General features: G+C 34.0%; 9 protein-coding genes. All 9 read left to right on the top strand.

Annotated features, from left to right (window positions below; genetic code table 11):
- Positions 1 to 165 precede the first annotated feature (165 nt).
- The 9 genes from CHB81_RS13945 to CHB81_RS13905 all read left to right on the top strand — a co-directional run bounded on the left by CHB81_RS13945 (position 166) and on the right by CHB81_RS13905 (position 21,786).
- Positions 166 to 2,025 carry an endonuclease gene (locus tag CHB81_RS13945; RefSeq protein ID WP_089352474.1) on the top strand — a complete coding sequence of 620 codons (1,860 nt, stop codon included), beginning with the start codon at positions 166 to 168 and terminating at the stop codon, positions 2,023 to 2,025.
- Between the two features lie 316 nt (positions 2,026 to 2,341).
- Entirely contained in the window at positions 2,342 to 5,995 is a 3,654-nt protein-coding gene (gene purL / locus CHB81_RS13940) for a phosphoribosylformylglycinamidine synthase (RefSeq protein ID WP_089352473.1), read from the top strand.
- A 511-nt stretch (positions 5,996 to 6,506) separates the two neighbouring features.
- On the top strand, positions 6,507 to 8,912 hold the full coding sequence (locus tag CHB81_RS13935) for a TonB-dependent receptor (protein ID WP_089352472.1): 2,406 nt from the start codon (positions 6,507 to 6,509) through the stop codon (positions 8,910 to 8,912).
- A 143-nt stretch (positions 8,913 to 9,055) separates the two neighbouring features.
- Positions 9,056 to 9,487 (top strand): hypothetical protein, encoded by a 432-nt coding sequence (locus tag CHB81_RS13930; protein WP_089352600.1) that lies wholly within the window; start codon positions 9,056 to 9,058, stop codon positions 9,485 to 9,487.
- A gap of 180 nt (positions 9,488 to 9,667) precedes the next feature.
- Positions 9,668 to 11,446 carry a long-chain fatty acid--CoA ligase gene (locus CHB81_RS13925; protein ID WP_089352471.1) on the top strand — a complete coding sequence of 593 codons (1,779 nt, stop codon included), beginning with the start codon at positions 9,668 to 9,670 and terminating at the stop codon, positions 11,444 to 11,446.
- Positions 11,447 to 11,899: 453 nt separating this feature from the next.
- Positions 11,900 to 13,414, top strand: a complete 1,515-nt coding sequence (locus CHB81_RS13920) for a reverse transcriptase family protein (protein WP_089352470.1) — start codon at positions 11,900 to 11,902, stop codon at positions 13,412 to 13,414.
- Positions 13,415 to 13,432: 18 nt separating this feature from the next.
- Complete coding sequence (locus CHB81_RS13915; protein ID WP_089352469.1) at positions 13,433 to 16,723, top strand: WGR domain-containing protein; 3,291 nt, start codon at positions 13,433 to 13,435, stop codon at positions 16,721 to 16,723.
- 3 nt (positions 16,724 to 16,726) lie between these two features.
- Positions 16,727 to 18,373: a hypothetical protein gene (locus CHB81_RS13910; RefSeq protein ID WP_089352468.1), complete on the top strand. Its 1,647-nt coding sequence runs from the start codon at positions 16,727 to 16,729 to the stop codon at positions 18,371 to 18,373.
- A gap of 320 nt (positions 18,374 to 18,693) precedes the next feature.
- Positions 18,694 to 21,786 (top strand): DUF6493 family protein, encoded by a 3,093-nt coding sequence (locus tag CHB81_RS13905; RefSeq protein ID WP_089352467.1) that lies wholly within the window; start codon positions 18,694 to 18,696, stop codon positions 21,784 to 21,786.
- Positions 21,787 to 21,789 lie beyond the last annotated feature (3 nt).

Raw genomic sequence — 21,789 nt, 5'->3', positions numbered from 1 at the left:
GCGTCTTAGCGACTTCGCAGCCAAAACCCACCCGTAAGAAAATATAGCTAAAAATAATCTTCCCTTAACGCAACGCATTCATAAAAATACTAGATTTGTTACAACAAATAAATTAACTTACTAAAAATCAATTTATTATTAACCCAAATCTTAAACCTATTTTTTATGAAAAAACTCTACTCTTTTCTATTATTATTCGTTTTTACGGCAACTTTTGCCCAAATTCCATCCGGTTATTACAGCACTGCAACCGGAACAGGTTACACTCTAAAAACACAATTATACAATATTATTAAAGGCCATACCGATAACGGATATGCTGGTTTGTACACCACCTACCAAACTTCTGATGTTGATAATTTTTATGAAAACGATGGAACTGTTCTGGACATGTATTCAGAAAATCCAGCAGGAACAGATCCTTATAATTATAGTACAGGAACCACACAAAGATGCGGAAGCTATTCTGTAGAAGGCGATTGTTATAACAGAGAACATATTATTCCACAATCTGTATTTAATGAGCAATCTCCAATGGTTTCCGATGCTCATTTTATTACTCCAACTGACGGAAAAGTAAATGGTGTTCGTTCAAATTACCCACACGGAGTAGTGAGCACACCAACTTACATTTCTCAAAACGGCGGAAAATTAGGTCCAAATTCAACTTCCGGATATTCAGGAACTGTTTTTGAACCTATCAACGAGTTTAAAGGTGACATTGCCAGAATGTATTTCTACTTTGCAACTCGTTATGAGAACACTGTTGCAGGATATACATACGCGATGTTCGACGGATCCAGTAATAAAGTATTTACAACAGCATTTTTAAATATTCTTTTGGCATGGAATGCACAAGATCCGGTAAGCGCAAGAGAAATTGCAAGAAACAATGCAATTTATGCCCGTCAGAATAATAGAAATCCATATATCGATCATCCTGAATATGTAAATCAAATTTGGAATCCTTCTGCAGATACTCAGGCTCCAACCGCTCCAACAAGTTTAGCTTCTACTACAAAAACAGCTACTTCTATTACTGTTGCATGGAATGCTTCTACAGATAATGTTGGCGTGACAGGATATAATGTATATTCAAATGGCGTTTTAAAAACTACAGTAACTGGCTTAACAGCTACCATTACAGGTTTAACAGCTTCTACAAGTTATAATATAAATGTTACAGCAATAGATGCTGCAGGAAACACATCGGTATCAAGTAATACAATCGCCGTTACAACTAACAGCAGCGGCGGAACTGGCGGAACAGCAATTGACCTACTTTTCTCTGAATATATTGAAGGTTCAGGAAACAATAAAGCGCTGGAAATTGCTAACAATACTGGTGCTTCTGTAAGTTTATCTGCTTATACTATTAAAAAACAAACAAACGGTGCCGGATCATGGAGCACAGGTTTAGCTTTGAGCGGAACCTTAGCTAGCGGAAGTAAATTCACGATCGTAAACAGTTCAATGGCTTCAAGCTGTTATCCAACAAGCTCAGCAAATATATCAACCACTGCTACTGAATTAACTTTTAACGGAAATGATGCTGTTGGTTTATTCAAAAACGGAGTTCTAATTGATATCATCGGAACTTTTAATGGTGGAACCGCAAATTTTGCGATCGATGTTACTTTAAGAAGAAAATCAACGGTTACAGCTCCAAGCACTACTTTTAATCTGGCTTCTCAATGGGATTCATTCACTACAGATACTTGCTCAAACTTAGGAGCAAAACTAGTAAAAGATACAACAACTCTTGAAACAGCGACAGAAACTACTCTTGATTATAAAGGAATTATTTTATATCCAAATCCTTCTAACGGGAACTTTACAATTTATTTTAATACTATAGAAGCACCCTATTCTATCGAGATAATTTCAATATTAGGTCAGAAAGTATTTGAGAAATCAAACATCACTGATTCATTATCTACGATAAATAATTTGCCAAAAGGCATCTACATTGTTCGTATTAATAAAGGTTCTGAAACTTTTAATAAAAAGATCATTATCAACTAATTTAAAACGAGTGCTTACTAAATTTAAGAGCGGCAATATTGCCGCTCTTTTTTTGTTTTACTAAAATTCAAAAAAAGTTCTCTCGCAGATTTGGCAGATTGAGCAGATTTTTATTGATTGGATTTTTATTTTAAATCTGTGTAAATTTTTCATTCAGTTCTTTGATCTGCTCAATCTGCCAAATCTGCGAGAAACAAAAAAACTTTGCGCCTTAGAATCTTTGTGGCAAAAAGTTTAAAAGAGTTTGTTTTCAAATTTGCGCTTACTATTTATTTAAACTAAATTTGCACTTCAATACAACAAACTACACATCACAATGATCCATTTCTTTGAAAACCAAAGCAAAACTGTTTTTGCAGTACAAACGCAAAACGAAATTTCGGCTCAAGACATTTCAAAACTAAACTGGCTTTTTGCCAACTCTAATAAGATCGAAAAATCCGCCTTGTCGGATTTTTTTGTTGGTCCTCGTGCCACTATGATTACACCTTGGAGTACAAATGCTGTAGAGATTACTCAAAATATGGGTATTCCGGGCATCATCAGAATTGAAGAATTTCATCCTGCAACGGAAGATTTTACTGATTTTGATCCGATGCTTTTTCAAAAATTTAATCAATTAGATCAGGAGATTTTCACTATCAATGTTCAACCGGAACCAATATTGGAAATCGATGATATTGCCACTTATAACAAAGTAGAAGGTTTGGCTTTAAGTCAGGAAGAAGTAGATTATTTAGATAATCTTGCTGTAAAACTGGGAAGAAAATTAACGGATTCTGAGATCTTTGCTTTCTCACAAGCAAACTCTGAGCACTGTCGCCACAAGATTTTCAACGGAACTTTTGTTATTGATGGTGAAGAAAAAGAAACTTCTCTTTTTAAATTAATCAAAAAAACATCACAGGAAAATCCTAACGATATCGTGTCTGCTTACAAAGACAATGTTGCTTTTGTAAAAGGACCAAAAGTGCAGCAGTTTGCACCAAAAACAGCTGACAAACCTGATTATTACGAGATAAAAGAATTTAATTCGGTTTTATCTTTAAAAGCAGAAACACACAATTTCCCAACAACAGTTGAGCCTTTCAACGGAGCTGCAACAGGATCTGGAGGAGAAATTCGTGACCGTTTAGCTGGAGGACAAGGTTCATTGCCACTAGCAGGAACTGCCGTTTACATGACTTCTTATTCTCGTTTGAACGACGACAGAAAATGGGAAAATGCAGTTGAAGAAAGAAAATGGTTGTACCAAACTCCAATGGATATTTTGATCAAAGCTTCAAATGGAGCTTCTGATTTTGGAAATAAATTTGGTCAGCCACTTATTACAGGTTCGGTTTTGACTTTTGAACATTCAGAAAATGACCGTAAAATTGGTTACGATAAAGTAATCATGCAAGCTGGTGGAATTGGATACGGAAAACTAGATCAGGCTATTAAAAAGAAACCACAAGAAGGCGATAAAATCGTAATCTTAGGTGGAGAAAATTATAGAATCGGAATGGGTGGAGCTGCGGTTTCGTCTGCAGATACAGGAGCTTTTGGTTCAGGAATTGAATTAAATGCAATCCAACGTTCGAATCCGGAAATGCAAAAACGTGCAGCAAACGCGATTCGTGGTTTAGTAGAAAGCGATCACAATCCAATTGTTTCTATTCACGATCACGGAGCTGGAGGACACTTAAATTGTCTTTCGGAATTGGTGGAAGAAACTGGTGGATTAATCGATTTGGATAAACTACCTGTTGGAGATCCTACACTTTCTGCAAAAGAAATCATCGGTAACGAATCTCAGGAAAGAATGGGATTGGTTATTGGTCAAAAAGATATTGATATTTTGCAAAGAATCGCTGACAGAGAGCGTTCGCCAATGTATCAGGTTGGAGATGTAACGGGAGATCACCGTTTTACTTTCGAATCAAAATCAAATGGTTCAAAACCGATGGATTATGCTTTAGAAGATTTCTTCGGAAGTTCTCCAAAAACGGTTATGACAGATAAAACTATCGATAGAAAATATGCTGATGTTTCTTATGACAAGGCAGATTTCGAAAAATATTTACAAGATGTTTTACGTCTTGAAGCTGTTGCCTCAAAAGACTGGTTGACTAATAAAGTGGACCGTTGTGTGGGTGGAAAAGTTGCGAAACAACAAAATGCAGGTCCATTGCAATTACCTTTAAATAATGTTGGAGTTATGGCTCTGGATTATTTAGGAAAAGAAGGAATCGCAACTTCTATTGGGCACGCTCCTATTTCGGCTTTGATTGATCCGGTTGCGGGAAGTAGAAATGCTATTGCAGAATCGTTATCAAACATTGTTTGGGCGCCAATTAAAGATGGTTTAAAAGGAATTTCATTATCTGCAAACTGGATGTGGGCTTGTAAAAACGAAGGTGAAGACGCTCGTTTATATGCTGCTGTTGAAGGTTGTTCAGATTTTGCAATCGAATTGGGAATCAATATTCCAACAGGAAAAGATTCACTTTCGATGAAACAAAAATATCCAAACGACGAAGTAATTGCGCCGGGAACGGTTATTATTTCTGCCGGAGGAAACTGTACAGATATTAGAAAAGTAGTTGAACCTGTTTTACAGGAAAACGGAGATTCTATTTATTATATCAATTTGTCTCAGGATGATTTCAAATTAGGAGGTTCGTCTTTTGCACAAATTAGAAACACGATTGGAAACGAAACTTCTACTATAAAAGACGCTTCTTTCTTCAAAAATGCTTTTAATACGATTCAGGAATTAATCGGCGAAAGCCAAATTTTAGCAGGTCACGATATCGGAAGCGGTGGTTTAATCACAACTTTATTAGAATTGTGTTTTGCTGATGTAAATTTGGGTGCAAAAATTGATTTCTCAGCTTTCGCGGAAAAAGATCTTTTGAAAATTCTTTTCGCAGAAAACATCGGAATCGTTTTTCAAGCTAAATCTGATTCAGCTGTTGAAGCAAAATTAAAAGCGAACAATATCGAATTTTTCAAAATTGGTTCAGTTCAAAGTACTGCAACTTTAGAATTTGGAGAATATAAATTAGACATTCCAACTTACAGAGATATTTGGTTTGAAACTTCTTATTTATTAGATCAAAAACAATCTAAAAACGGAAGAGCTCAGGCACGTTTTGAAAACTATAAAAATCAAGTTTTACAATATACTTTCCCAGCACATTTTACAGGAAAAAAACCAGAAATCGACAATTCTAAACCAAGACCAAAAGCAGCTATTATTCGTGAAAAAGGAAGTAATTCTGAGCGCGAAATGGCAAATGCAATGTATTTGGCAGGATTTGATGTAAAAGACGTTCACATGACGGATTTAATTTCGGGTCGTGAAACCCTTGAAGATATTCAGTTTATTGGTGCTGTTGGAGGATTCTCTAACTCGGATGTTTTAGGTTCTGCCAAAGGTTGGGCGGGAGCTTTCTTATACAACGAAAAAGCAAAAACGGCTTTGGATAAATTCTTCAAAAGAGAAGATACATTATCTGTTGGAATCTGCAACGGTTGTCAATTGTTTATGGAATTAGAAGTAATTAATCCGGAGCATGAAGTTCATGGAAAATTATTACATAACGAGAGTCAGAAACACGAAAGTATTTTTACATCTGTAAAAGTTCAGGAAAACAATTCAGTTATGTTATCTACATTGGCCGGAAGTACTTTAGGAGTTTGGGTTTCTCACGGAGAAGGAAAATTCAATTTGCCTCTTGCAGAAGAAAACTACAACATTGTTTCTAAATATGCTTACGAAGGATATCCTGCAAACCCTAATGGATCTGATTATAACACCGCTATGATGTGTGATAAAACTGGTAGACATTTGGTTATGATGCCGCATATTGAGCGTTCAACTTTCCAATGGAACTGGGCTCATTATCCAAAAGACAGAAACGACGAAGTTTCGCCTTGGCATGAAGCTTTTGTTAATGCAAGAAAATGGATTGAAAAAATCTAAGAAATATATTTTATGAAAAAAGCGTTCGAAATACGAACGCTTTTTTTTTTACTACGACCTGAACGATTGCAGGTGAAGCAATTTTACGAATTTCCCCCAAAAAATTCGTACTCTATTTCGAAGCATAAACCGGCCTCAGATTTTGTGTAAAAATACCTCAGCGCTATCCCTAAGCTGAGGCATTTTTATTTTATTTTTTTTGAAAATCGTGGAAATATTGACATACGATTCCCCACCAGAACATTGCTAAAAGAGCCGTTAACATCTTATTTTAGTTTAAAATTAATACCTACTCTTTTGCTTTTCGGCTTACGCATTTTAATAAAATAAAAATAGTATTACTGCATTTTAAATCATCAGTGGTTTTTCCTGTTTCTTATAGGGGAAAAACACCCTTTTTTTATTCCGAAAAAAAAACTATAAAATAAATTAAATATCATCTAAGACTAATTTAATAATATCTTAAGGCAGTTTAAGCAAGCGTATTTACAGGGATAAATATCTTTGTTGCATGAAAAATTGCAAACAAAACCTCTTACTATTAATTCTCTTATTTACAATAAGCCAGTTTTCTTTTGGTCAAAACCAGTCTTCTATAAAAGGGACTATTTCTGACGGAAAACTTCCAATAGAATTTGTTGACGTTATTTTAAAAACCGCAAGTGATTCTACAAAAGTGGCCAATTATGCCGTAACAGATGCTTCCGGGAATTTTTCTTTAGATAATGTGCCTTCCGGAGATTATCAATTGCAATTCAAATTGATTGGGTTTAAAACCAATATTCAAAAAGTAAAATTTACAGGTTCGCCAATTTCTATTGGAACCATTACGCTACAAAATGACACCAATTTACTGAATACTGTTGTGGTTAATTCTGCCAAAAAACAAATTCAGAAAACAGATGAAGGCTTTATTTTTAATGCTGTTTCGAATATTTCGCAATCCGGAGGAACAGCAACCGATATGCTTAAAAGTATTCCGACTGTTGCAGTAGATGCCGAAGGCGGAATAACTTTGCGAGGTAAGTCTCCGATGATTTTGATAAACGGAAAAAACTCGGCAATTACCAACATGGATCAAATTGCAGCAAGCAGTATAGAAAGCATTGAAATAATCAGTAATCCAACAGCAAAGTATGATGCTAATGCCGAAAGTGGAATCATTAATATCAAACTGAAGAAAAACAACCAAAGTGGTATGAACGGCGCAATGGTTCTGGGCGGTGGTTTTGGTGCCAAAGGAAGAGTAAACAGCTCGATACTTTTAAATCATAAAACGGAGAAATGGAATTTTGGTCTGGGATATGACAATCGCTTTGCCGGCCGAACAAAAAAAATAAATGCGGAAAGAACAAACTATTTTATTGATGATGAACATTTCATTAATCAAAAACGAAATGACGAACGCACTGAAGGTTTACAGAATTTAAAACTGAATATCGATTTTTCTCCTAACGAAAGAAACAGCTTTTCATTTGAAGCTCTAGGAAATCTGGAAACTCAGGATAATGATGAAACTTTGTATACACATGTCAATACGAGCGCGAATCAATTTTACTCAGACAACAGAAGACATTCATTAGAATTAGAACGTTCAAAAGTTGGTGAACTGGCTTTTAATTATGATCGAAAATTTTCGGATGATCGAAAAAGTCTAAACGCGAGCATTACCTCATCATTCAATAAAGACAAGGAAAACACCAACATTGATACTTATAATTACGATCAGTATCAGGAACAGCTTGGTGATATTTTATTACAACGAACACATAATTATGATAACGAAAATATCTCCAACGCAATTGTAAATTATGCCTTTCCAGTTTCAGAAAAATCAATCATAGAAACTGGTTACAAGGGAACATTTCGCTTTTTTGATTCAGATTTTGAAACTGCTGATTTAGTTAATGGCGAATATGTGGTCAATCCAATTTCGAGCAATACTTTTAAATTTAATGAGCAGATAAATGCGATTTACGGAATGCTGAATTCTTTTATTGGTGACAAGGAAAATCCAAAATGGAAATACAATTTAGGATTACGTGCAGAAAATGTTTCTAACAATGGGGCAACAAAAAACAATAGCGACAAGTTTAACAATGACTATTTAAAACTTTTTCCTTCGGCTTCTTTACAATTGAATTTAAAATCTGATGCTTTCTTTAAAATTGGCTATAGTAAACGTATCAATCGCCCGGAGTTAGACCAGTTGAATCCATTTGTAGATATTACAGATGCCTTGAACCCGCATAGTGGAAATCCATATTTGAAACCTGAAATTATTCATATTGCCGAAATGAGTTATAATAAGGAGTGGACAAAATACTCTTTCTCTACCAATGCTTTTTATAGAAATGCTACCAATACTATTAAACAATACGCTGAATTGATGGACAATGGTGTGATTTTATTAATGCCGAAAAACATCGGAAGTACTATTACTTATGGAGTAGAAACAATTTTCAGTTTAAAACCAATTGGTTTTTATGATGCTAATATTAGTGTAACAGCTTTTCAGCAGAATATAAATGCTTCAAATCTGGCTCAGGATGTTGTGAGTAATGCATTTAGCTGGTACGGAAAAATCATCAATAATTTTGTTCCCTGGAAAGGTGGAAAACTTCAGATTATTGGAAATTATAACTCCGCATTAGCGACTCCGCAAGGAAAAAGAATTCCGATTTATAATGTCGACATAGGTTTTCAGCAAAAGCTAGGAAAGGGAAATGCCCGTTTAGGATTGGTTGTCACCGATATGTTTAATACGCTTGAAAGTGGATACAAAAACAATACTGCTTTGTTTAGCAACAATCGAACTAATAAATCAGATACACGTGCTTTGATGCTTACGTTTGCATATACATTTAAATCTGATTTTAAGGAGATTTTATTAGAAAATCAATTTTCGACGGAGTAATATTCCGGCAGAATCAAAATGTTAAAAAATAAACTCATTCTTGTAATTTGGATTCATTTTTCTACAGAAATTTGAACTATATTCGCAAAAAAATCCTGCCACTGATTTTTTTTGCAACTCCAAGAACAATTAAACCTACAAGAATGAAAGTTTTACATGTACTATTTATTTCGTTATTTTTTATTTCTACACATTCTTATTCTCAAGTTCATGTAGATCAAATTAACTACAACAATCGAGAACATTTTATTACCACCACTATTGGTTATCCAGTTCCGGGAACTTATTTAATTTCAGGACAAAAAGAACCAACTACGGTTTTAAATCCTGATGGCACAGGAGTTATTCAGTCTGATGATTTATCTAAAAAGAAGATCAATTGGGGAATCGAATGTACAGATGAAGGAATTCCGGTATTTAGAGAAGGTTTTAATAGTGCCACATATACATTTTGGTACAGAACCAATGATAGTGAAACATGGAATTATTCTCAATTTTCTATTCATTTTACCAAGAAAAAAATGTTTCTGATGGGAGAAAGAGTAAAAGAATATGTAGACTACAATGTTCAATAATTTACTCAAAATTTATAGTGACAAATTAAATATTTCTTGATTTTTCTAAAAATTACTACAAAAAAGAAAACGTTTTCGTTGATTTTTAAGAGTACCTATAATTTTTGCTATAAAATTTCACAAAATTAAAAATTATACCTATTTTTTAGTTAATTTGCGATAAAATTCAACATTTTAAACATGGTTTCAATCACACGCCTTTTTGATTTTCCCTATTATCAACAAGAAACTTACAACCTTCCAGTTGCTCTGGCAACTAAAAAAAACGGGGTCTGGGAAAAAACATCTAGCCAGGAATATATTGCAAAAGCAAATGCTGTTTCGAGAGCATTACTGCGTATTGGTGTTCAAAAAGATGATAAAATTGCATTAATCACTTCTAATAATCGTACGGAATGGAATATCATGGATATTGGTATTCTGCAAACTGGAGCACAGAACGTTCCAATTTATCCAACAATTTCTGAAGAGGATTACGAGTACATATTAAACCATAGCGGTAGTATTTACTGTTTTGTATCTGATGACGAAGTACTTCAAAAAGTAAACGCCATCAAAGCGAATGTACCAACTTTAAAAGAAGTTTATTCTTTTAACGAAATCGCAGGCTGCAAACACTGGAGTGAACTATTATTATTAGGCGAAGACGAAAGCAATCAAAGCGAAGTTGATGCCAGAAAAGATAGTATTCATACTGATGATTTAGCCACTATTATTTATACGTCAGGAACTACAGGAAGACCTAAAGGTGTAATGCTTTCACACAAAAATATTGTTTCGAATGTTTTAGACAGCGCCCCAAGAATTCCATTTGATCCGGGAAAAAGTACAGCTTTGAGCTTTTTGCCTATTTGCCATATTTTTGAAAGGATGATTTTGTACATCTATCAATATTATGGTGTTTCAGTTTATTTTGGAGAATCAATTGACAAGATTAGCGACAACCTAAAAGAAGTTCGACCAACTGTTATGACAGCGGTACCAAGACTTTTAGAGAAAGTTTACGATAAAATTTATGCAAAAGGAACTGAATTAACTGGTATCAAGAAAAAATTATTTTTCTGGGCGATTGATTTAGGCTTAAAATACGAACCATACGGAGCCAATGGTGCCTGGTATGAATTTCAATTGAAAATAGCACGAAAACTTATTTTCAGCAAATGGAAAGAAGGTTTAGGAGGAAATCTTGATTTAATGGTTTCCGGAAGTGCTGCTTTGCAACCACGATTAGCAAGAGTTTTTGCTGCTGCCGAAATTCCGGTTATGGAAGGTTACGGCTTATCTGAAACTTCTCCCGTAATTGCGGTAAACGATCAAAGAAATAAAGGTTTCAAAATTGGAACTGTTGGAAAAGTAATTCGCAACGTTGAAGTTAAAATTGCTGCAGATGGAGAAATCCTTTGCAAAGGACCAAATGTAATGCTAGGTTACTTCAAAGATCCTGAGAAAACTGCCGAAGCTTTGCAAGACGGATATTTCCACACAGGAGATATTGGAGAAATTGACAGTGAAGGTTTCTTGAAAATTACCGATCGTAAGAAAGAAATGTTCAAAACGTCTGGCGGAAAATATATTGCTCCTCAATTGATCGAAAACGCAATGAAACAATCTCGTTTTATTGAGCAAATTATGGTTATTGGTGAAGGCGAAAAAATGCCGGCAGCTTTTATTCAGCCAAATTTTGAATTTGTAAAAGAATGGGCAAAAATTCACAAAATAACTTTAGGAAGCACGGACAAAGAAATCAGCCAAAATCCTGATGTCATTAAACGTATCGACGAAGAAGTTGAAGGTATTAATGAGAAATTTGGACACTGGGAAAAAATCAAACGTTTTGAGTTAACTCCTGATGTTTGGTCTATCGATGGCGGACAATTGACTCCTACATTAAAATTAAAACGTAAAATTATTAAAGAAATTTACAAAGATCTTTACGTTAAGATCTATGGTCAGAATTAATAAATCAAAATAATATAACCAACGAAAAAGGCTGTTCTTTTGGAACAGCCTTTTTTAATTTTTCGCAATATAAAAGCCTTATTTTACGTGATTAATAAAGTTTGAAAAAATGTTAAAAAAAGAGTACTCTATTTTTCATTTTGGTAGCATTCAATTAAAAGTTTTTTAGTATGTTTGTTTTGAGTTTAAGAAATACCTTGCTTTTCTTGTATAAAGAAAATGATGATGTTTCGTCATCGATGTAAAATTATTTAACATTCAGCACTACTTCTATCTTATGGATGAGAAAGGGTACTATACGTACAGTTTCGGTTCCACCTCCTCGAGATTAACTGTACGTATAGTACCCTTTCTCGGGAGTTGATAGACATAGTCCTTAGAAAATACGAAGGTTTTAAACTTTAAGCCCTATTGCTGCAATAGGGCTTTTTAATGTAAAATAGCGATTGTAATATGTCTGAACAGCTTAGTAAACAACAAATTTATGATAGAATAAGAGCTACCTCAAAGGATAGCTACATATTAGAAGAAATGCAACGTTTAGGATTTTGGCAATCAGGATCTGAACCTACTCTATCTGAAATTCTAATTAATCAGGAAGTAAGGATTGAGAAGGAATTAAATGAACTTCTGGCACAAGATAGAAAGTTTAGCAACAGAGAAGCAATGATTCTTGAAATGCGTAAAGCACGAATGAAACTTGCCAAAGAAAAAAGGGTTGAAACCAAATTAAACCAAGAGAAAAAAAGAATAGAGAAAGCCGAAAACTGGAAATTATTGCAAGAGCAGCAAATTCTATATTTAGGGGAATCCGTTTCAAAAGGTTTAAATATTAAAGAAACCAATTCTGATATTTTACAAAAATATAATTTGCCTGTTTTCGAAGATGCATTAGCATTGGCAAAAAGCATGCAAATCGATTTGAAAGCATTACAATATCTTGCTTACAACAGAAAAGTATCTAAAATTAACCATTACCATACTTTTGAGCTTGAAAAAAAATCAGGCGGTAAACGCAAAATATCGGCTCCAAAACCAAAATTAAAAGAAATCCAAAACTGGATTTTAGAAAATATACTTCATAAAATACCTTTTACAGATGAAGCGCATGGTTTTATAAAAGAGCGTTCTATTGTAACCAATGCCAAACCACACGTTAATAAAGACATTGTGGTTAACATCGATCTAAAAGATTTTTTCCCAACTGTAACCTATAAAAGGGTAAAAGGATTATTTCATAAAATAGGCTACTCAGAAGAGCTTGCTACAATTTTAGGTTTGTTATGTACCTACTCTGAAATTAATGAAACCACACTCGACGGAGTTACTTATTATGTACAATCCGGCGAACGCAAATTACCTCAGGGTTCTCCTGCAAGTCCTGCCATAAGCAATATGATTGTTTATAAAATGGATAAAAAAATCAACGGTTTAGCCAAGAAATTAAATTTTAGCTATACGCGTTATGCAGACGATATGAGTTTTTCTACAACGGAAGAAAATGCTCAAAATGTTTCCAAATTATTATTCTATACCAAAAAAATAATTGAATCCGAAGGTTTTGTAATTCATCCTGACAAAGTGCATGTTATGCGAAAAGGCATGCAGCAAAAGGTTACCGGAGTTGTTGTAAATACCAAACTAAATATCGACAGAATTCAGCTGCGAAAATTTCGCGCAGTATTACACAATATTGAAAAAAACGGATGGAAAGACCAGCAATGGGGAAAAGCCATTCACTTAATCAATGCCGTAGAAGGTTACATCAATTATGTCTTTATGGTGAATCCCGAAAAAGGAATTGTATTAAAGGAGAAATTGAAAACCATTATAAATAAACACGGTTTACCGCATATAGAAAAAACAAATGTTCCTGAAAAAGTGACTGAAATCCCTGTTCCTGTTGTTGCGGAAATAAAAGAAGTACTAACGGAAAACAAGCCGGAAAACTGGTGGAATATTTTTTAATTAATACCCTTTTCAATTATGAAATTAATTAAACAGATTAAACTTTTCTATAAAGAAGGGAATTCAGATAAAGTATACGAAATCGACCTTTGTGCTATCGATGCTGCTAATTATGTGGTAAATTTTAGATACGGACGAAGAGGAAGTGTTTTGAAAGACGGAACTAAAACACCGGAATATGTTTCGGCTGAAAAAGCACAAATCATTTTTGACAAACTTGAAAACGAAAAAAAAGTTAAAGGATATGCTTCAGAAATAGAAACATTAATAGATCTTCCTTCCTTAGAAAGCGTAGAACCTGATTCTATAAATGGTGTTATTCTTCAACGTCTGGAAGATGCTGTATTGGGCAAACAAACTTTTAAAACATACTGGAAAACCAGTCGTGTTATTTGGAAAGCGGGATTATTGAACATGCAGGAAGCCATTCCTTATATTATTAAATTAGTATCAAAAGGAGATGACTTACAAACCTATTCTGCAATTTGGGCTTTGATAAAACTTAAATCCACAACAGCAGAAGACGTTTTCAAATCATACGCTTTACAACAAGGCAAACAAAAAGAATATATCCGAAATCTGGCGCACGAAGGTTTATTAGGAATCTTAAAAGAGGTAGAATTACAAAAACATATTTCAACAATTCTTGAGACAATTCCTCAGGAAGCAAGATATTATGTCGATAAAAAAGATTTCGATTCACTAGTGATTTTTCTAAAGGAAGAACTAGGGAACAATTCTATCAATTATCTGACAGCTTTATACTTAGTTGCAAAATTTGAGAATAAACTACATGAAATCGTGGTTTTCTTACTGGAAGCAGTTCCGTTCAGGCCGCCATATTTCAAGCACATTAGAGCCATTTACAAACTGGCTCATATAAGAAACGATGCAGATGTTATCGCTGTTCTTGCGTATCGATTTGAGAATGAAAACCCAATGTTTACAAGAACCCCTTCATTGGGAGAACAGCTTCGCAGAGAAGATACCAGAATCGCTTTCTCGAATCTAACCAAACTTTATTTCCAGAAAAACAGTCTTCGCTTTTTGAAAGAAATGGATGCTGAAACAGATTCAAAAAAGTACCTCAAATTTGCTGTATCAATTTTATCAAAGTATACAGAGAATGATTATACCAAAGCCGATAAATCACCCATAAACACTTATGGACAATACAATTATAATGATAAAAAATATTATTATACCGTAGTAGATTATCCGGAGTGTTCGAATTTGGCATTACTTTCAACCATCTTATTTGGGAATGATAAGAAACGAATTTTCACTTCAAAGATGAAATTCATTTTAAATCAGGAAGTTTTCTCGAGCAAAAACTATTATTACGATCCAAATCAGGTAACCAAAATAAGTGAAAAAGTAACCAATCAGGAAAAAAACGTAAACAACTCGTCATCTGAGAGTTCCGGATCTGTATTGGATGTTGCTAAAAAAGCGTTTTCAACTTTTTTCGGTAAAAAAGAAACAGAGAAAAAACCTCAAAGTCTGATCGTTCCTGAAGAACCAAAACCAATCGTGGAAATTCCCACAACTCGTTTTGAATTGTTTCCGGAACATTGGGACGCTTTTCCTGAAGCTTACATTCAGCTTATAATGGAAGCGCAAATGAATGTGATTCATAACTTTGCTTATCAAAATTTAAAGTCTAGAAACGATTATAATACTTTAATCAATCGTTTTGATGAAGCAAGTATATTAAATTTATTGAACAGCAATTTTACGATTCCAAACAATTTAGGATTCGAAACAATTCTCTTAAAAAATGATACACTTTCTACTCAGGTTGGTTTTATTGCAGCTGTATTAAATTCTAAAACCTCAGTTGCCAGAAATTGGTCTAAAAACCACATTGAAGCAAACAAAGCGTTATTTCTGAATGATATTGAATGTGTTGTAAAATTGATATTTAACGAAATTCCTGATTTAAAAAACTGGATAACAAGCACCTTAGAAAACTTTGCATTTACAGAAGATAAAGCCAAAGTAATTACCGGAAAAGTAATCGTTGAACTCCTTACATTCGAAGAATCTGCAGTAAACAATAATCTCGCAACTCTGGCAATCGAAAGGCTTAAAAAAATAGCTACCTCACAACTGGAACAATTAAGCTGGGATATTGTGGCACGTTTAATTTCTTCTGATCTAAAAACTAATAATTTACTTGCCAGCAATATTTTAATTCTAAAATCTGAAAAAGTGGATTCTAAAGAAATTCCATTTTCGTTAATAGCACTCTTTTTAGAAGATGATAGTGTCGAAATTAGAAAAAATGGAATTCAGCTTTTAAACAATTATCAGCAGGATTATCTCTTAGCAAATAGTAACTTTTTGTTAGATTTATTCCACAATCAGTATCAAGATGTTCTTGAAGATGTTTTGGAGCTTATTACAAAGTTGGGTAAATCACAATCTACTATAATTGACATTGCACTTCCGGATGCAGTTTATGCTATGATTAGGAAAGAAAAATTTGAAGGCGCACATTTGGCTTTCAAAAAATATATCCTTGAAGAAACCGAAAGTCATTGGAATACCGCATTAAATCCTCGGGATGTTATCAAATTGATTCACGCTAATTACAGAGAAAGTCAATTGACCGGTTACGAGATCTTGAAAAAATATGCCCAAAAAGATGATTTTACAATTCGCCAGATTATCTCTTTAGGAAACCATGAAATCCTTGCTATCAGACAATGGTGCTGGAATTATTTTATGGACAAAAAAGAGCGCATTCGAGCAGAAAGAAATAATGCATTGGCAATATTAGATACAACCTGGGACGATACAAGAGCATTTGCTTTTCATTTTTTCAAAACTGAATTTGACGAAACCGATTGGGATTTAGAATGCCTGATTAGTATTGTAGATTCTGTATTGCCGGCTGTGGAACAATTTGGAAAAGAAATAATTACCCGATATTTTAATCCGGATGATGGTGTAACTTATCTAACGAAATTAAGCCAGCATCCTAGCGTAAACATTCAGTTTTTTGTAACGAATTATCTAAATACGTATGCTACAGATAATCTCCTGAAGTTAAAAGAACTTGATTTCTATTTCCGTTCTGTTTTGACCCGTGTGCACAAAGCCCGAATTGCCAAACAGCGTATTTTTGAATTCTTACATCAGGAAGGAAAAAAGGACGAAGAAGCTGCAATTTTTGTAACAGAAATTATTGATGCTGTTTCGGCGACTGTAACGATTCAGGATAAGGCAAATTGCATTGCTATTTTGACCGATCTAAAAACGCTTTATCCGCAATTGGACACCCATTTAATCCTTAAAAACTAAGTTATGTTATTTGATTATAAATACAGCGGAAGCACCATTGTAAATAACACTTCTACTAGTACGGGAATGAGTTTTTCTCCTGATACACTTAGGGAACCTACTTTTTTTGTTGGAAAACTAAATCAAAAAATAGCCTTTAGAGAAGCTATTTCTGCATTGCATGATGTGGTAATTTCTGATTTACGTTTTTCCCCTAAGGATAAAGAAGAATATAAATTATGGGCAGCAGAGCAAGAAAAACTTTGGCTGAGCGAATATATGGCGGACTTTCAAATTGAAAATGTCCGTGCCCGTATTCAGGAATTAAAAGAAGAATTAAGCGTTGTTCAAAAAGAGAAAAGAACCGTTTTAGGACCTTATAACAAAGCCAAAAGTGCCTATTTTGACTATTTATATAAAAACGATAAAGATGCCTGGTACGTTTTAGATCCGGTAATTACAGTACATCCAGACGAAGTATTTTTTGAATGTTTCAGTAAAGACGAATCTTCTTATGGAAAATTAAGCTGTAACTATAATATATTTACAGAAATCAGTGACTTTAAATGTGGTACGACAAATATTGATTATTCAGAAGGATTGTACAATGAATTCCAAAAAATAAGAAATTACAAAGAAACCGAGTTTAAGATCGATCCATCTGGTTTTGAAGCAAAAACAACTAACGAACAAGTTTATAAAGAGGTAAAAATAGATTTACCGGATTCCTGGGTTAGAGGATTTTTGCAAGTAAGTTCTGCTATGACTTTACCGGCAACTGTGCTTGATTTACATCCAATGGATATTTTTAGCTTGTGCCAATATTTGCGTCGTTTCAAAGAAAAGAAAGGACCAAGAGCTCTAAGATTTGTACTGGAACCGGACAAACCTATCAAAGCAATATTTGAGCCATCGCATGACGAAATTACCTTTCATCGTTCTGTTTTTCAAGGAAATGAGGCTAAAACAATTCGTATTTGGGGAAGACGCCGATTGCTTATTTTAGAAAGGCTTATTCCTATTGCACAAAATTTTAAAGTCGTTTTATTAGGCTCTGGTTTACCATCCTTTTTCATTGCTGATTTAGGCGATATGTCTTATACTTTAGGATTATCAGGATGGACTAAAAACGATTGGAGTACAGCAGGAAATTTTGATTTAATGGCGCCAAGAAGTACTGTTGATTTATTTACGCAGGAAAAAGTTTTCAATGCTTTAAAAGAAAACTGGTTTGATACTTCTGATAATTTATCTAAAAAACTAAATCTCGATCCTTCGGTAGTTTCGGCTTCATTGACAGCTTATACTCAGGCGGGACGAGTAATTTATGATTTGAATTTAGGATTATATCGTGTAAGGGAATTAACGCAGGAACCTTTGAATATGAAAACATTGCGTTTCGCAAGTCCGCAAGAAGAAATTGCAAATCAATATATTACCGAAAATCGTATAAGAATTACTTCTTCGGTAAAAGAAGATAAATTGCAGATCAAAGGAAAAGTAACCAGTAAAGAATTCACTTATAATACTTTGGCAGTTTTAGACAAAGACAACCGACTTATTGAGGGCAATTGTGAATGTTCTTTTTACAAATCAAATCAATTGCGAAAAGGACCTTGCGAACATATTCTGGCAACCAGAATGTCATTGCATACAAAAGCAACATCATAACATAAAGAAGCCGTTTCAAAATGAAACGGCTTTTTTTCTTTTTGTGCCTCGTCATAAAATAAGTTGACATAAAATTGACTTATTATGAATTTACCTGAAAACGAACCAGAAAGACGAAGTCAAAGAGATTATAATCATGGATTTAAATTAGCTGTTATTTCTCCAATAGGACGACTCCTCTAATTCTGAAAGACTTATGACACCTCTAACAATTTTAACCTAAATTTTGCTTTAAAAACACCCGATAAACCTTAATAATTTTATATTTTTGAGAATATACGCACACTTTCTTTTTAATCAATTTCAGTTCTTAAAACAGCATGAAAAAAAATTTAAAATACATAGACGGAAACTCAGATAAGTTTTGGCAAATTGAAGTTACGGGATTAGAATATACGGTGATTTATGGTAAAAACGGAACATCGGGAACTTCTCAAACCAAAAAATTCTCTACAGAGGAAGAATCTCTGAAATCAGCAGAAAAAATACTTGCCGAAAAAATAAAAAAAGGATATTCAGAAACTGGTGATGTTGCTGCAGCTTCAAAACCAAAAACAGCTAAAAGCGCTAAATCCGATGAAGTTCTTGAAGAATATGACGCTATTATAAAATCTAAAAATATAGATTTACTGTTACCTTTTCTAAAAGAAAAATCAAAAGGGAATATTGAAGCTTTAAAAAAACTCATCAAAAAAAGTAAACGTTATTTTATGACGTATACTGATCTTACAAAAGATCCGGGTTATGTAAAAAAAGACAAACACGATTATGGCTGGGGAACCCGCGGCGATAAAAAGCAAAACGACATTATTACGCTTAGTGCCATCGCTTTATTTGATAAAGCAGATATCAATTCCTGGGATGAAGCTTTGAGTTTGCTGAACGAAATTGACGAAAAACCTCAGGTTATGGAGGTTTTATTGTGGGCAAAACCCAATTGGCTCGATACTTTTATTTTAGAAAAAGTAAAAAGACAAGACTGGGTTGGTTTCAACTACCATACACTTCGCAAATTAGAAGAACACAATTTACTGCAATTTAATCCTGAATTATATGCGCTGACTCTGGCAGCAACAAATGAGTGGCGTGCCAAAATGAAGACCCGAAGATTTATTAATACGTCATTGAATGACCAACTAACCTGGCAAAGGGATATTCCGGAATTGTTTAATTATGAAACGATTCTGCACAACAGCTTTTTTAGGGAAAATGATAAGCAAAAACATGATGAATTTCAGACTTGGGCTATTATCTATAAATCATTATTAGACGAAAAAAAGATGGATCGTGCGTTTTTTATCGAAAATGCTATCCTGATTCAAACTAAAGAATGGAATAATAACCTGAAATCGTTTTTTAGAAAAAGAATAGATGAATTTAATGTTACACCGGATGAGCTTATTGTTCTACAGGAAAACATATTCTCGTATTTACACCATCCTTATCCGCCAATAACTAGTTACGGAATTGAATTGATTAAGAAAATATACGATCATCCAAAATTCAAAACCAAATCATTTCTCGAGTGGCTCGAACCTTTAATGATGCGAAGCGATTGCAAAGCAGCCATTAAAAATGTTTTGCCAATTCTGGAAAAAATCACCAAATCAAATCCTAAACTAAGCGCAACGATTGCATCAATTATTGCCGATGTTTATGTAATTGCCGATCTCGCTTTGCAGGAACGCGCTACCAAAATAATTACCAAAATTGCGAACGTAAAAGATAAAGTTCTTAAAGAGAAATTATCTTCTTATGTAACATTAATGCAGGGAAATATAAAATCAGGATTAACTCAGTTTCTAAATGAAGGCGATTTAGTTCTTGATGATTCTGCTTTAGAAGAATATACATTCGAACCTCAACAAGAATTATTGCTTACAGAAGAAGTTCAATTGCCTAAGGATTGGAATGATGTTGTTTTTCAATTTGGAAATTTCATAAATTCAGAAGAAACATTAGATTCAGAAATTCTATTGAATATTTACATTTCGCAACGAAATTTGTTTCCGACAGATTATTCACCGCAGTTGCAGCCTTACGAAAAACAATTGCAGAAAAATTATTTCGAAGCAATTCACAAAAATTTCGTGAAGGCATTTTTATTGCATAAAATCCCAAATATCGATAACAAATTCAACAGCAAAGTCAATCATTATTCAAAGATTAATACCACTTTGTTAATGCAGCCTTTACTCGAAAAAGTACAGCAAAAAATAGATACGAACTCTGCTTTGCCTCTACTTTCTTTTCCAAGTCATAAACCATATTGGGTTGCTCCAAAGGTTTTATTAGAAAGAATTATTGCCTACCAAAATACTAATGAAGAGATTGATTCTGTCGATTTGGCTATTGCAATCGCGCGTATGCCGAGAGAAAATGTCGAAGAGGCGATTCCGTTGTTGAATAACATAGAAGGCGAACTCAAACAGCTTTTATCGTTTTGTCTTGGTGCCGATGAAAAACTAAATTTAGATTCCACCTCTTTATTCTCAAAACTATTGGCAACAATGGGTAAAACGACAAAAGAAACCGGAAACTTATCGCTTTGGGCTGTTGCGGCAAGAACTTTTTATCCAAACGATACTTTCCCTGAATTCGAAAATACGTATCTAAAAGAGATTCCGTTTGTGGTATCTCCTTTTAAACCTCAGGTCGAGTTTAAGGAAAAATGGAACGAGTGGACGAATTATCAAACCAAAGAAAAAGAAAGAACGCCATCGTGGTACGAACTAGGATTTGACTTGCCTAATTATTCTAAAATCCCCAATTATTTGTTGTACAGCCAGGATGTTTACAAGAGATCAAACACTTGGGACTATAATCTAAATTATGCAGGAAACACCTATTTCTGGCACAGTCTTACACCACAAAACTCAGATGCGCTGGCATTGACTTTATTACATAATTGTAATATTGCCGATGGCGCAAAACCGGAATTAAAAGGTTTTCTGGACGTAGTTAACCGCCCTGAATTTCGATTCTCAGATATTAGTTTGCTTTTGTATGCTTGCTGTTTCTTTCAGGAAAAGAAAGATTTGCGATTACTGGCATCTGAAGTTTTGATTCATTTAATCGAAAAACAAGTTATAGACATTGAACTTTTTGCTCAGAAAATTGCATATCTCGCAACTGAAAAATATGGCGTATTCCTAAGATTAGTCGACGGATTAATCGCCATAAAAGATGTTTCGCCTTTGCATAATAATGCTTTATTGAAGTTGCTGAACTCTTTCTTTGCCAATCTCGATTTAAAAGAAAAATTACCAACCAACTTCAAGAAAATAGTAGAAAATTATCTTGATATCCTGACCAAAACCAATCAGAAACCATCCGCGGAAGCAATTGTTTTCTTCGAAAAATGGAAAGATAATGCATCGCTTAAATCATTGATTAAGCAAATTTTAAAATAAAGA

The organism is Flavobacterium sp. ov086, assembly GCF_900187965.1.
In the GTDB taxonomy this organism is placed as follows: domain Bacteria; phylum Bacteroidota; class Bacteroidia; order Flavobacteriales; family Flavobacteriaceae; genus Flavobacterium.
The sequence above is the reverse complement of the archived record's forward strand: the minus strand, read 5'-3'. Positions and strand labels throughout refer to the sequence as shown.

Bases quoted from the DNA above. Each gene is read 5' to 3' on its own strand.
- purL (WP_089352473.1), top strand. From the start codon at position 2,342: ATGATCCATTTCTTTGAAAACCAAAGCAAAACTGTTTTTGCAGTACAA.
- CHB81_RS13915 (WP_089352469.1), top strand. From the start codon at position 13,433: ATGAAATTAATTAAACAGATTAAACTTTTCTATAAAGAAGGGAATTCA.
- CHB81_RS13945 (WP_089352474.1), top strand. From the start codon at position 166: ATGAAAAAACTCTACTCTTTTCTATTATTATTCGTTTTTACGGCAACT.
- CHB81_RS13925 (WP_089352471.1), top strand. From the start codon at position 9,668: ATGGTTTCAATCACACGCCTTTTTGATTTTCCCTATTATCAACAAGAA.
- CHB81_RS13920 (WP_089352470.1), top strand. From the start codon at position 11,900: ATGTCTGAACAGCTTAGTAAACAACAAATTTATGATAGAATAAGAGCT.
- CHB81_RS13935 (WP_089352472.1), top strand. From the start codon at position 6,507: ATGAAAAATTGCAAACAAAACCTCTTACTATTAATTCTCTTATTTACA.
- CHB81_RS13905 (WP_089352467.1), top strand. From the start codon at position 18,694: ATGAAAAAAAATTTAAAATACATAGACGGAAACTCAGATAAGTTTTGG.
- CHB81_RS13930 (WP_089352600.1), top strand. From the start codon at position 9,056: ATGAAAGTTTTACATGTACTATTTATTTCGTTATTTTTTATTTCTACA.
- CHB81_RS13910 (WP_089352468.1), top strand. From the start codon at position 16,727: ATGTTATTTGATTATAAATACAGCGGAAGCACCATTGTAAATAACACT.